At 33.2% G+C, this 13,631-nt stretch carries 13 protein-coding genes; 7 read left to right on the top strand and 6 right to left on the bottom strand.

What is annotated here, in order from left to right; genetic code table 11:
* Positions 1–4 precede the first annotated feature (4 nt).
* Complete coding sequence (locus LBV24_RS10305) at positions 5–1,006, top strand: DUF3078 domain-containing protein (RefSeq protein WP_224478564.1); 1,002 nt, start codon at positions 5–7, stop codon at positions 1,004–1,006.
* Here LBV24_RS10305 and LBV24_RS10300 read toward each other — a convergent pair.
* Together LBV24_RS10300 and LBV24_RS10295 are read right to left on the bottom strand one after the other, a co-directional pair.
* The gene (locus LBV24_RS10300; RefSeq protein WP_224478563.1) at positions 999–1,661 is read right to left on the bottom strand and encodes an ATP-binding cassette domain-containing protein; all 663 of its coding nucleotides are present in this window, start codon (positions 1,659–1,661) and stop codon (positions 999–1,001) included. The two genes, LBV24_RS10305 and LBV24_RS10300, sit on opposite strands and share 8 nt — an antisense overlap.
* A 6-nt stretch (positions 1,662–1,667) precedes the next feature.
* Positions 1,668–1,955 carry a hypothetical protein gene (locus LBV24_RS10295; RefSeq protein ID WP_224478562.1) on the bottom strand — a complete coding sequence of 96 codons (288 nt, stop codon included), beginning with the start codon at positions 1,953–1,955 and terminating at the stop codon, positions 1,668–1,670.
* A 117-nt stretch (positions 1,956–2,072) separates the two neighbouring features.
* Between LBV24_RS10295 and prfA the strand changes: the two genes are divergently transcribed.
* The 3 genes from prfA to LBV24_RS10280 all read left to right on the top strand — a co-directional run bounded on the left by prfA (position 2,073) and on the right by LBV24_RS10280 (position 4,705).
* Complete coding sequence (prfA, locus tag LBV24_RS10290; protein ID WP_224478561.1) at positions 2,073–3,149, top strand: peptide chain release factor 1; 1,077 nt, start codon at positions 2,073–2,075, stop codon at positions 3,147–3,149.
* A gap of 32 nt (positions 3,150–3,181) precedes the next feature.
* A complete protein-coding gene (gene pyrF, locus LBV24_RS10285; RefSeq protein ID WP_224478560.1) occupies positions 3,182–3,997 on the top strand; it encodes an orotidine-5'-phosphate decarboxylase in 816 nt (271 codons plus the stop codon).
* 201 nt (positions 3,998–4,198) lie between these two features.
* On the top strand, positions 4,199–4,705 hold the full coding sequence (locus tag LBV24_RS10280) for a hypothetical protein (RefSeq protein ID WP_224478559.1): 507 nt from the start codon (positions 4,199–4,201) through the stop codon (positions 4,703–4,705).
* Between the two features lies 1 nt (position 4,706).
* Here LBV24_RS10280 and LBV24_RS10275 read toward each other — a convergent pair whose 3' ends face one another.
* Both LBV24_RS10275 and LBV24_RS10270 read right to left on the bottom strand, forming a co-directional pair.
* Complete coding sequence (locus LBV24_RS10275) at positions 4,707–4,895, bottom strand: Lacal_2735 family protein (RefSeq protein WP_224478558.1); 189 nt, start codon at positions 4,893–4,895, stop codon at positions 4,707–4,709.
* Positions 4,896–4,985: 90 nt separating this feature from the next.
* Positions 4,986–5,693: a DUF4197 domain-containing protein gene (locus LBV24_RS10270; RefSeq protein ID WP_224478557.1), complete on the bottom strand. Its 708-nt coding sequence runs from the start codon at positions 5,691–5,693 to the stop codon at positions 4,986–4,988.
* Between the two features lie 43 nt (positions 5,694–5,736).
* Between LBV24_RS10270 and LBV24_RS10265 the strand changes: the two genes are divergently transcribed.
* Together LBV24_RS10265 and LBV24_RS10260 are read left to right on the top strand one after the other, a co-directional pair.
* The gene (locus tag LBV24_RS10265) at positions 5,737–6,693 is read left to right on the top strand and encodes an MBL fold metallo-hydrolase (protein WP_224478556.1); all 957 of its coding nucleotides are present in this window, start codon (positions 5,737–5,739) and stop codon (positions 6,691–6,693) included.
* An 81-nt stretch (positions 6,694–6,774) separates the two neighbouring features.
* On the top strand, positions 6,775–7,905 hold the full coding sequence (locus LBV24_RS10260) for a TlpA family protein disulfide reductase (RefSeq protein WP_224478555.1): 1,131 nt from the start codon (positions 6,775–6,777) through the stop codon (positions 7,903–7,905).
* A 43-nt stretch (positions 7,906–7,948) separates the two neighbouring features.
* On the opposite strand, the gene LBV24_RS10255 is transcribed toward LBV24_RS10260, so the two are convergent.
* Together LBV24_RS10255 and purU are read right to left on the bottom strand one after the other, a co-directional pair.
* Complete coding sequence (locus LBV24_RS10255; RefSeq protein WP_224478554.1) at positions 7,949–9,049, bottom strand: OmpA family protein; 1,101 nt, start codon at positions 9,047–9,049, stop codon at positions 7,949–7,951.
* Positions 9,050–9,222: 173 nt separating this feature from the next.
* Positions 9,223–10,077 (bottom strand): formyltetrahydrofolate deformylase, encoded by an 855-nt coding sequence (purU, locus tag LBV24_RS10250; protein WP_224478553.1) that lies wholly within the window; start codon positions 10,075–10,077, stop codon positions 9,223–9,225.
* A gap of 144 nt (positions 10,078–10,221) precedes the next feature.
* Between purU and LBV24_RS10245 the strand changes: the two genes are divergently transcribed.
* Positions 10,222–13,629, top strand: a complete 3,408-nt coding sequence (locus LBV24_RS10245) for a methylmalonyl-CoA mutase family protein (RefSeq protein WP_224478552.1) — start codon at positions 10,222–10,224, stop codon at positions 13,627–13,629.
* Positions 13,630–13,631 lie beyond the last annotated feature (2 nt).

Here is a 13,631-nt window from a genome sequence, read left to right as displayed (position 1 = left end):
ACAAATGAAGGACTGCAGATATTTAATTTTATTATTTATCCTTAGTATCTCTACCAACTTAATAAATTCTCAACCTGACTCATTATTTTTAAATCCGGTTGAAAAAGAAGACCTAGGCTGGACTTTAAATGAGGAAATAGGTTTATATGTTAATCAAGTATCTTTTACTAATTGGAATGCAGGTGGTGCAAATTCAATCTCTGCAATTTTCAACGGTAAAGCTGAGGCTAATTTTAAAAATGACAAGCTTTTCTGGAATTCATCTTTGTTGTTGAGATATGGTATCAATAAACAAGAAGATGAAGCCTTTAGAAAAACGGATGATGCTATTTCAATAATTTCAAATGTTGGATTTCAATCAAGACCTGATAGCAATTGGTTTTATTCTATAAGATTTAGTTTTAATACACAGTTTGCAAATGGATTTAATGATCCAGATGAAGATCCTATTTCACGTTTTATGGCACCTGGTTATTTGTTTTTGGGAGCTGGATTTGAATATGGTAAAGCAATAGAGAAATTATCTCTTTATGTATCTCCATTTACAATGAAAAACACCTTTGTCTTAGATGAAGATTTAGCCAATTCGGGTGCTTTTGGAGTTAATCCGGCAATTTATGATATGGAGGGTAATCTATTAAATAAAGGTGATAGAGTAAGGACTGAGTTAGGTATATTAATAACTAATCAGTATCAAGAGGAGATTATGGAGAATGTTAATGTTAATAGTTTACTGCGTCTTTATACTGATTACCTTAATAGTTTTGGGAATATTGATTTAGAATGGGAAGTTAACTTTGATTTTAAGGTAAACAAATATATAAGTGCAATGTTTGGGTCTCATCTGAGATATGACGATGATATTAAAACAGAAATTGTTCGTAATGAGATTACAAATGAAGATATTGTTGTTGAAGGTCCTAAATTACAATGGAAGCAATTACTTGGTATTGGTGTAGTTATTGATTTAGATGAGTTTGTAAGTAAAAATAAAAGTACTAACTGATACTACCTTCATTTAAGTATTTGTAGTCTTCTAAATCAGTTAATTTCTTAATCTGCATTGTTGCACCATTTTTAAGCAGATAGATTGAATCAGAAACATCAATGATGTGCTTGTACATATGATCAGTTAGAATGACTATTTTATCTTTTTTCTCCTCATTGATTAACTTTTTTATACGCTCAACTTGCAAAGGTGACATGTGCGAAAAAGGTTCATCCAATAACACGATTTTACTTTTAGATTTTAAGATGATATAAGTTTCGATAATTCGTCTTTGACCACCGGATAGATTATTGATTTTTGAATTTTTTAGAATTTCAAATTCGTCAAAGTTCTTTATGAACTTTTCCCAACTAAGATCATAAGCTTTTAGGACAAAACTAAGTTTCATTCCATTCGGAATAAAATTGTATTGCGGTAAAAATTTTGCATATCCAGTTTTGTAAAGTGGTTTCAGTAAAGGCTTACCATTAATCCTTATAAGTTTATACTTTGGTTTTAAATCACCAAATGCTATACGCAATAAACTACTCTTACCACAGCCGTTAGCTCCCAGAATGGAGGTGACCAAACCACTTTCTGCTTTGAGATAAATACCACTTAAAATTCGTTTCTTTTTAAAGTAAAGTTCTACATTGTCTAATTCAAATTTCATTTTTAATTAAGTAAACTCCCTAAAAACGGTAAGGAAGATGATGGTTAAGATGCAGTCTACAATAAAAACTATAGAAAATAATCGGAATGGTGATATTCCTAAATTTCTATAAAATGTTAGTTTTCTTTTGTTAGGAGTTTCACTTACATAGTACCATGCAAAAACCGTTAAAAATAATTTAGTGACAATTGCAGGAACCAAATGCGGATTTAAAAATCCGATTAAGGCATTAACTACAAAAGACCAAACTACAAACGGTTTATAAAATGCAAGTATAGCTAGGAAACGATACATATAATGATTTAAACGTAAGATTATAGTGTTTTATTTTTTACTGTTAATATGTCCTTTAATTACAGGGCGAAAAATTCATAAATTATCGTATTTTTGAAATTCAATTTTACTAGATAGATGTTAGAGAAAATCCAAATTGTAAAGCAGCGATTTGATGAGGTAAATGACCTTATAATCCAGCCAGATATTATCGCAGATCAGAAGCGGTATGTCAAGCTTAATAAGGAATACAAAGACTTAAAAAAAATTGTAGATAAGGGTGTTATTTATAAAGAATTATTGGACAATATCTCAGAAGCTGAGGAGATTATTGCTGATGGTTCTGATGAGGAAATGGTAGAAATGGCTAAAATGCAATTAGAAGAAGCCAAAGAAGCATTACCAGAGATTGAAGAGGATATAAGATTTTTGCTGATACCAAAAGATCCTGACGATGCTAAAAATGTAGTTGTTGAGGTAAGGGCCGGTACTGGTGGTGATGAGGCAAGTATTTTTGCAGGAGATTTATTCAGGATGTACTCTAAATACTGTAGTGATAAAGGTTGGAAAGTTGATGTGGTGAGTCAAAGCGACGGTACATCGGGTGGATTTAAAGAAATTATCTTTGAAGTTTCTGGTGAGGATGTTTATGGCACCTTAAAATTTGAAGCTGGAGTGCATCGTGTGCAGAGGGTTCCTCAAACTGAAACACAAGGACGAGTTCATACAAGTGCGGCGACGGTTATGGTATTACCTGAAGCTGAGGATATAGATTTTGAATTGGATATGACTGAGGTTAGAATTGAACGTACAACTTCTACTGGACCTGGAGGTCAATCTGTTAATACAACATATTCTGCCATAAAGCTTCATCATGAACCTACAGGTATGATTGTAAGTTGTCAAGATCAAAAATCATCACATAAAAATCTTGAAAAAGCATTGAAAGTTCTTAGGACTAGACTTTATGACTTAGAATTAGAGAAGCAAAGGCAAGCTGATTCAGAAAAGCGTAAAAGTATGGTGAGTTCTGGTGATAGGAGTGCTAAAATTAGAACTTATAATTATCCGCAAGGACGTGTTACTGACCATAGAATTGGGTTAACCTTATATGATCTTTCGAATATTATTAATGGAGATATTCAAAAAATTATAGATGAATTAATGCTAGCTGAAAATACTGAGCTATTAAAAGCTAGTGGCGATGTAATTTAATTTTAAGCCTCCATGAGAGGCTTTTTTAATATATGACAACTACTCAATTAATTGAACAAATCCACAAAAAAAGATCTTTCCTATGTATAGGGTTAGACGTGGATTTGAATAAAATTCCAAAACATTTATTGGAGGAAGATGATCCAATATTTGCATTTAATAAAGCTATTATTGATGCGACACATCAGTTGTGTGTGGCTTACAAGCCTAATACGGCATTTTATGAGGCGTATGGTTTAAAAGGTTGGGAAGCTTTAGAAAAGACGATCAATTATTTAAATACTAACTATCCAGAAATATACACCATTGCTGATGCTAAACGTGGAGATATTGGTAATACGAGTACAATGTATGCCAAAGCCTTTTTTGAGGATTTAGGATTTGATAGTGTTACCGTTGCACCTTATATGGGCAAGGACTCAGTAGAGCCATTTTTAGCATTTAAAGAGAAACATACGATTCTTCTTGCACTTACTTCTAATCAAGGTGCATTTGATTTTCAAACTGAAATTGTGGAAGGAAAAGAGTTGTACAAACAAGTTTTGGAAACTTCAAAAACTTGGACTAATTCTCAAAACTTAATGTATGTAGTCGGAGCAACAAAAGCGGAATATTTAGGTGATATACGCAAAATTATTCCAGATAGTTTTTTACTGGTTCCTGGAGTTGGCGCTCAAGGAGGTAATTTACAAGATGTTTGTAAGTACGGCATGAATGATCAAGTAGGATTGCTAATTAATTCTTCACGAGGTATTATTTATGCGTCCCAGAATGGAGACTTTGCACAAGCATCAGCAGAAAAAGCAAGTGAATTACAAAGGCAGATGGAAGCAATATTATTGCAATAAATACTGAGTTGTTTTTAAGAGAAAATAAAAAGTCGATACAAACCGTATCGACTTTTTAGCTAACTATACTAATCTTTCTAAAAGACGTATCTAACTCATCTTTACTATACAAAGATCTAAGAATTGACTCGTATCAATGTTATGTTAATATTAGCAAATAATTAAATGTAGTTTAATAACTTAGGAAAAACTATATCAATCATGAAGAACGTATTTGTATTATTTCTGGCATTTTTTATTTCAGTGACTGCTTATAGTCAAAATCCATCATGTGCTTGTTGTACCGAAAATCATTCTGAATTTGATTTTTGGATAGGAACATGGGAAGTAACAGGCCCCAACGGTAAAAAAGTTGGTGACAATATTCTTACCAAAGTAGAGGGTAAATGTGTATTAAGGGAGAATTGGACTAGTGCAACACCCGGATACACAGGTACTAGTAATAGTTTTTATAATTTAAAGACTAAGCAATGGGAGCAAATCTGGATAGACAATCAAGGTGCAAGTTTACATTTAAAGGGTAATAAAGTTGGTAACCAAATGGTTCTAAAAACAGAGAAGGAAGTAAATAATGATGGAAAGTCTTTTTTTCATCAAGTCACTTGGACTGATAATAAAGATGGCACTGTTAGGCAACTTTGGGAAACCTTTACTGAAGGAAAGGACGTAACAATTGCCTTTGATGGTTTATACAAACGTAAAGAGTGAATTATACAAACTGCTCTTCACTAGAAAACTCTAATTGATTCAGTCTTTCTAAGATTTTAGTAGCCTCAAAAGAAACAATATCGCTTTGAGCTTGATCTGTTTCGCTTAAGTTATACGCTTCTTCAATTAAATAAATGTATTGAAAGTATAATTCCTCACTAGTTTTGCTAATAATTTCTGTATTGTCCACGGTTGAAAGTGTTAATTAATAGTAAAACTAATAAAATAACACTGTAAAAACTATTTTTTGTTTAAAAAAATTATTAAAAGATTAAACAAATTAATCTTGTAGGGCAAAAACACGTTTTAAGAGGTCTGTTGTCCTAGAAGAAATTTTGGTTCTGATTTCCTTTTCTTCCAATGCAATCATTGTATAGACGCCTTCTAGTGCTTCTGTTGTCACGTAATCCGTTAAATCTGGATTAACGTCATTCGTTAAAGGTAAATTGTTATACCTGGTTATGAGATTATTCCATATGTCATCTGCACCAACTTTACTAAAGGAACTATTTATAACAGGCTTAAATTTGTTATACAATTCAGTTTGCGTTTTTGTAGTTAAGTATTGTGTTGCTGCATTATCTTCTCCAAGTAAAATATTTTTGGCGTCATTAAAAGTTATGTCTTTTACAGCATTAACAAATATTGGTGTCGCTTCTTTTACAGCATCTTCAGCAGCTCTATTTATAGCTTTCAAACCTTCGTCAGCAAGATTACCCAAGCCAATTGTTCTCAAAGCATTGTCTACTTTCTGAAGTTCTTCAGGTAACAATATTTTAACCAAATCATTCTTATAGAAGCCATCTTTCAGCGTTAATTTTGTCACTTGTTTATCAATTCCATTGTTTAATGCTTCTCTTAATCCAGATGCTATATCTGCATTGCTTAAGACGCCACCAGATTGTGGAAGCTGATTCACGACTTCCTGTAATTCTGCACAAGAAACAAGAGTGAAAATAGATAGTAGGAGTATTATTTGCTTTTTCATGGATTTAGGTTTTATATCTTTAACAAAATTAAGATAATAATTGATGAAGGCGTTTACGACAGGTTTAATATGTTGTTTTTTATTTGTTTTTGGTTGTGAAAAAAACAAAACCAATAATTCAATTAAGAATGAAAGTAGATCTTTAAAACAATATATTACGATTTTGGGTATCGCCCAAGATGCAGGTTATCCTCAAATAAACTGTTTTAAAAGTTGTTGCAGGTCATATTATGATAATGAAGAAACCAAGAAGATGGTTTCTTGTCTTGGTTTAATCGATAAAAATAGTGAAAGTAAATGGCTTTTTGATGCGACACCAGACATTGTTGAGCAGACTAAAGTGTTGAGAGACCATGTGCAAACAGATCGAATTATTGATGGAATCTTTTTAACCCATGCGCACATAGGACATTATACAGGCTTAATGCATTTGGGAAGAGAAGCACTTGGAGGAAAGAACATTCCGGTTTTCGCCATGCCACGAATGAAAACTTATTTAGAGAAAAATGGTCCTTGGGATCAATTAGTAAAGTTGAATAATATTAAGATTAACCAACTTGAAAATGATTCAACAATTCACCTTGACAATTCACTCAAAGTCACACCTTTTTTAGTACCACATAGAGATGAGTATTCTGAAACAGTTGGTTACAAAATTGAAGGCAATAATAAATCAGCATTATTTATTCCCGATATTGATAAATGGGAAACTTGGGAACGATCAATCATTGAGGAAGTAAAGAAAGTAGATTATGCATTTTTAGACGCTTCGTTCTTCAGAGATGGTGAGTTAGAAAGAGATATGAGTAAAATACCACATCCATTCACAACACAGACAACCAGTCTTTTTCAAAATGAATCGAAGGAAACAAAAGCAAAAATTTATTTTATTCATTTTAATCATACCAATCCAACTATTAAAGATAATCACCCCTTAAAAGATAGTATCCAAAACCTTGGATTTAATTTCGCAAAGCAAGGTGACAATTTTGAGCTATAAATGCCGTTTAGCTTCTTAGAATTAATTTAATTATTATTTTTAGCACAGTATTTAATTAATCCCTAGTAAATTATATAGTATATGAGTTGTTTTAACAGAAAACACACATCATTAGTTATAATTTGCCTCCTAACAGCAACTTATGCTTTTGGTCAAATAAAAGTTTCAGAATTCCTTCAAGATTCTAAAATTGCATCAGCAGACAATAATAAACTTTATTTTGTCGATTTTTGGGCTACTTGGTGTGCACCTTGTATTACGGCTAAAGAACATTTAGGCGTACTTCAGAAAAAATTCCCTGATGAGTTATACATCATTTCAGTTTCTAAAGAAAATCCTCTTGTAGTAGAGCGCTTTTTAAATAAGAAAGTAACTGAGCTAGCCGTAGCCATGGATTATAATGGCGAAACCTTTAAAAAACATAATGTCAAGATATTGCCGGATGGTGTATTGTATAATGCGAGAGGTGAAGTGCTTTGGCAAGGTGGAGCTCCGGATCTTAAGGATTATATGATTTCTAATTATTTAAGAAAGAATAAAACAACCTCATCTTTAGATCAATTTGCAGAACTAATAAGTGTCAAAGAAGAAATAGCTACTGAATATATTCCCAAAAAGGAAATCGAAGTATCTGGTTTAACTGAAGGTAAAAGTGAATTACAGATAGTCGATAATGGCAATTATCTTAAGCTTAATGGTTCATTGTCTGATATCATAAGTTATTTGGCAAGGATTTACAAAAATCAAATTGAAGTACCTTCTGAGTTAAATAAGAACTACCAGGTTTATTTCAAAAAACCATATAGCCCTAATGAAAATCTTGCCTTTAAATTTATTACTGAACTTGGACTAGGAGTAGATAGGCAGTTTGTTGAAGGTGAGGTTATGAAATTTACAGTAGAGTCTCCTAGATTTTGGGATACTGATCAAATAAATTGGGGAATAAATAACCCGAAATTTTTAGTAGGGGATTCACAGATACAAGGTGATAATGTTTCTTTAAGAGATGTGGCTTATCAATTAGCTTACGTTTTAGACATGCCTGTCATAGTGCCTGAAGATACAAGTATTAGCCTGACCCTTCATGACTGGGATATTCATTATAAGTTCTATCAATTGATGCAGTCCGATTTAGAAGACAACTTTGGTATTAGGGCAGAGAAGAAGAAAACCACATATCCAGTATATCATATACTGAAAAAAGCTCCCTAAATAGGGAGCTTTTCAATCTTAAAACCAAATTATGGACGTACAATTAGTTGCTTAAAACTCTAAATTCTGTACGTCTATTTCTTTGATGTTGAGCTTCAGAACATTCAACACCATTTGCACATCTGTTAGTTAATCTAGATTCACCAAAACCTCTAGCAGATAATCTGCTTCTTGAAATTCCTTTAGAAACTAGATAGTTTACTACAGAGTTAGCTCTTTGTTGAGATAATGATTGGTTAAAATCATCGTTACCTCTTGAGTCAGTATGAGACATAATTTCAATACTTACGTTAGAATCACTTAATATTGGTAATAATGTGTCATCAATTGTCTTTTTAGAAGAAGGAGTTAATCTAGCACTTCCTAATTCATAAAAAATAGGTAATACGTTAGGATCTAGTAATTCACAATCAACTTCTTCCCAAGTTGTGATACCACCTTTTTTGTCAAGAACAGTTCTTGTAACAGTTTGGTACTGTGCTGGTACAGTAGTTGAAGTAGTTGATGCAGGTGTATCAATTACTCTTCTTTTGATTGTTGTGTATTCTGCAGGAATTTCAATCTCATCCATTCTTGCAGGAGTTTTAATTACACGCTTCTTATAAGTTGCACTTTGCTCGCCAACAGGTACAGAATTAGTACTAGCATCAGATGCTAAAGTTGTAAAGCTAACATCTCTTGATTGTGCAGGATACTCTACAAAACAAGCAGCAACACAATCATCTTTGTTTACTGATGGACAATCTTCTAAAACTTTGTACTCCCATCCAGAAGTCTTTGGATAAATTTCAAAAGTTCTTGAGTCATTACCAAATGAAGCTGGAACAACTTTTAAATCAGTTCTTCCTTCTTGCTTAACATAAGGAACGTCTACCGTTTCATAAACAGCAGGTACATAAACAAACTTCTTTGAAGCTTCTTTAACTAAAACACGCTCTTCTACAGTTTTGTAGGTAGCTGGAACAACTTGTAGTGTAGTGTACGCAGGAGATGTTTGGATTGTTTCTTCAACTTCCTTAAACTCATCTTTAGTGATACATTTTACGTAACACTTTCCTGGTTCAGGATTAGTCGGAAGGCCTTGTGCTTGAGAAAATCCTATCCCAGCGATAAAGCATACTAATAATAAAATTTTTTGTTTCATTGAATTAAATAGTTAATGGTTATAGTGTATTACACGTAGGTCTTACACGCTACGCATTTCATAAGACACAGCATTTTTGAATTAGTCACCTCATTTTTAAAAAAAATGATAGGAAAATGCTTTTTTTCAGAAGAGAATAGTTGCTGAGACTTGTGGTAACAATGGTTTTTGGATTATGAAAAAATCACTGTTTTATTATTGAAAACCATTACCTTTCTATTGGCATGAAGTTTAATAGCGTTAGATAATACGATTTTTTCTAAATCTCTGCCTTTAGCAATAAGGTCGTCAATTGAATGTGTGTGAGAAACATGGGTGACATCTTGTTCAATTATTGGACCAGCATCTAATTCTTCTGTAATGTAATGACTGGTAGCGCCAATAATTTTCACTCCTCTTTTATAAGCAGAATGGTAAGGTTTTGCTCCAACAAACGCTGGTAAAAATGAATGGTGAATATTAATTATTTTATTAGGGAATTTGTCGATTAAAAAGTTAGACACAATTTGCATGTAACGTGCAAGCACTATAAAATCAATATTGTATTGTTCTAACAATTCTAATTGTTTCTGTTCTGCACTATGTTTATTGTCCTTGGTAACAGGTACATGATAATATGGAATATTAAAACTTTCGGCAATTGGTCTTAAATCATCATGATTGCTTAATATAAATGGAATCTCTAAAAATAATTCACCAGAATTGTAACGTCCTAAAATATCATACAGACAATGGTCGTATTTAGAAACAAACAAGGCCATTTTAGGTTTCCGCTCCGCAGAATAGATACGCCATTTAAGATTGAATTTTTCAGCTAACGATTTGCTGAATAAACCTTTAAATTCTTCTATCGCAAATGAGTCTGAAATAAACTCACATTCTAATCTCATAAAAAATATGTCTTGCTCTCTATCTACATGCTGATCTATATAGACAATATTCCCATTATTTTTTGCCATGAAATTAGTGACTGACGCAATAATATTGGGTTGATCCTTACAGTGAATTAATAGCGTTATTTTATTCATAAAATAGTTCTATCTGACGGCTCAAAATTAGTTAAAATACAACCATAAGTGGATAAATATTCATTTTTAGATTATTGATAATTTTTAATGTATTTTTTTGAATATTCCGTAAATTTGCTATTCAAATAAGTCATTTTTTTACGAATGGAACAAGTTGCTCCTTATAAACCAAAGAATAAAGTAAGAATTGTTACTGCGGCATCCCTTTTTGATGGCCATGATGCCTCAATAAATATCATGCGCAGAATAATCCAGGCAACTGGTGTTGAAGTGATTCACTTAGGCCATGACCGAAGTGTTGAGGAGGTGGTAAATACTGCAATACAAGAAGATGCAAATGCTATTGCCATGACATCTTATCAAGGAGGACACAATGAGTATTTTAAATACATGTATGATCTGTTACAAGAGAAAGGTGCAGGTCATATTAAAATCTTTGGCGGAGGTGGCGGAGTAATACTGCCTGAGGAGATTAAAGATTTGATGGCCTATGGCATAACCAGAATATATTCTCCTGATGATGGTAGAGAAATGGGCCTACAAGGAATGATTAATGATCTTGTTCAAAAGGCTGACTTTGCTATTGGTGATTCTCTAAACGGTGAAGTCAATATATTGCATGAAAAAGATCCAAAGTCAATTGCTCGTGTAATTTCTTCAGCAGAAAATTTTCCTGATGTTGCAAAGGATGCATTAGAAAGAATTCATCATAAAAATAAAGATTCTAAAACTCCTGTACTTGGTATAACAGGAACTGGAGGAGCTGGAAAATCATCTTTAGTTGATGAGCTAGTAAGACGCTTTTTAATTGATTTTCCTAAAAAAACAGTTGGTTTAATTTCTGTTGACCCTTCTAAACGTAAAACAGGTGGTGCTTTATTAGGTGATAGAATACGTATGAATGCCATAAACTCACCGAGAGTATACATGAGGAGTTTGGCAACAAGACAGTCTAACTTGGCACTATCTAAATATGTAAATGAGGCTGTTGAAGTTTTAAAAGCAGCCGAGTATGATTTAATCATTTTGGAGACTTCAGGTATTGGACAATCAGATACTGAGATATTAGAGCACAGTGATGTGTCTTTATATGTAATGACTCCAGAATTTGGTGCTGCTACTCAATTGGAGAAAATAGATATGCTAGATTTTGCGGATTTAGTAGCTATAAATAAATTTGACAAAAGAGGAGCTTTAGATGCCTTACGAGATGTGAAAAAGCAATATATGCGTAATCATAATCTATGGCATGCTGATCCTGATACGATGCCAGTATTTGGTACAATAGCCTCCCAATTCAATGATCCGGGAATGAATACGCTTTACAAAGCGATATTGGATAAGATTGTTGAAAAAACTGAGGCAGATTTGAAATCGACTTTTGAGATTTCAAAAGAAATGAGCGAAAAGATTTTTGTTATTCCACCAGCCCGTACTAGATATTTGTCTGAAATTGCTGAAAATAATAGAGCTTATGATGACAAAGCAAATTCCCAGGTAATAGTAGCTCAGAAGCTATACGGTATATTTAAAACAATAGAATCTGTTACTGATAATGTTCCAAATTTAGACAAATCTGGTTTGGAAATAATTGGTGCAAATGATGAGAATGAAGATTTTGTAAAATTATTGGTTGCTGAGTTTGATCGTGTTAAGATGGACTTAGATCCTTATAACTGGGAAATAATAACCGGATGGGATGAAAAGGTAAACAAATACAAAGCACCAATTTATTCATTCAAAGTAAGAGATAAAGAGATTAAGATTGAAACGCATACCAAATCATTGTCTCATACTGATATTCCAAAAGTGGCATTGCCAAAGTATTCAGCTTGGGGTGATATATTAAAATGGAGTTTACAAGAGAATGTTCCAGGTGAATTCCCTTATACTTCTGGTTTGTATCCATTTAAAAGAACAGGTGAAGATCCAACACGTATGTTTGCTGGAGAAGGTGGGCCAGAACGTACCAATAGAAGATTTCACTATGTAAGCTTGGGAATGCCAGCAAAGCGATTATCTACGGCTTTTGATAGTGTAACACTCTATGGAAACGATCCGGACTACAGACCTGATATTTATGGTAAAATTGGTAATGCAGGTGTGAGTATTTGTTGTTTGGACGATGCTAAAAAACTTTACTCAGGGTTCAATTTAGCAGATCCTATGACTTCGGTCAGTATGACTATAAATGGTCCTGCACCTATGTTACTGGGATTTTTTATGAATGCAGCCATAGATCAACAATGTGAAATTTACATAAAGGAAAATGGCTTAGAAAAAGAAATCGAGAAGAAAATTGAAACTATATATCAGGGTAAAGTAAGACCGAAATATAATGGTGATTTGCCAAAAGGCAATGATGGCTTAGGTCTAATGCTTTTGGGTGTTACAGGTGATCAAGTTTTACCACAAGATGTATATGAAAGTATTAAAGCCAAGACAATTGCCCAAGTAAGAGGTACGGTTCAGGCAGATATCTTAAAAGAAGATCAGGCTCAGAATACCTGTATTTTTTCTACTGAATTTGCCCTTAGATTAATGGGGGATGTCCAAGAGTATTTCATAAATAACAGTGTTAGGAATTTCTACTCAGTGTCTATTTCTGGATACCATATAGCTGAGGCTGGCGCTAATCCTATTACTCAGTTGGCCCTTACACTTTCTAATGGATTTACTTACGTAGAATACTACTTAAGTAGAGGCATGGATATTAATAAATTCGGACCTAATTTATCATTCTTTTTCTCAAACGGAATCGATCCAGAATATGCCGTAATTGGTAGGGTAGCGAGGCGCATTTGGGCCAAGGCACTTAAACATAAATATGGAGCCAATCCTAGGGCGCAAATGTTAAAATATCATATTCAGACGTCTGGCCGTAGTTTGCATGCTCAAGAGATTGATTTTAATGATATAAGAACTACGCTTCAAGCACTTTATGCTATTTATGATAACTGTAACTCATTGCACACAAATGCTTATGACGAGGCCATAACAACACCAACTGAAGAGTCTGTTAGACGTGCAATGGCAATTCAACTAATAATCAATAAAGAACTTGGTTTAGCAAAGAATGAAAATCCTATTCAAGGTTCCTTTATTATTGAAGAATTAACAGATTTGGTAGAGGAAGCAGTTTTGACTGAGTTTGATAGGATTACAGAACGTGGTGGTGTATTAGGTGCTATGGAAACCATGTACCAACGCTCAAAAATTCAAGAAGAAAGCTTATACTATGAAACTTTAAAGCACAATGGTCAATTTCCAATTATTGGAGTTAATACATTTTTAAGTAGCAAAGGATCGCCAACAGTTCAGCCAGCAGAAGTAATTAGGGCAACTGAGGAGGAAAAAGAATTCCAGATTCAAACATTAAACAATCTGCAGAGTGCAAATGAAACAGATGAACTATTAAAGGATTTACAGCATAAAGCGATAAACAATAAGAATATATTTGAAGCTTTAATGGAAGCGTGCAAGGTGTGTTCTTTAGGTCAGATTACTTCGGCATTATTTGAAGTAGGAGGTCAGTACAGGAGAAATATGTAGGA

The organism is Winogradskyella vincentii (assembly GCF_020166345.1).
In the GTDB taxonomy this organism is placed as follows: domain Bacteria; phylum Bacteroidota; class Bacteroidia; order Flavobacteriales; family Flavobacteriaceae; genus Winogradskyella; species Winogradskyella vincentii.
Note: the sequence above shows the minus strand (reverse complement) of the source record. Positions and strands in the feature narration are given on the sequence as shown.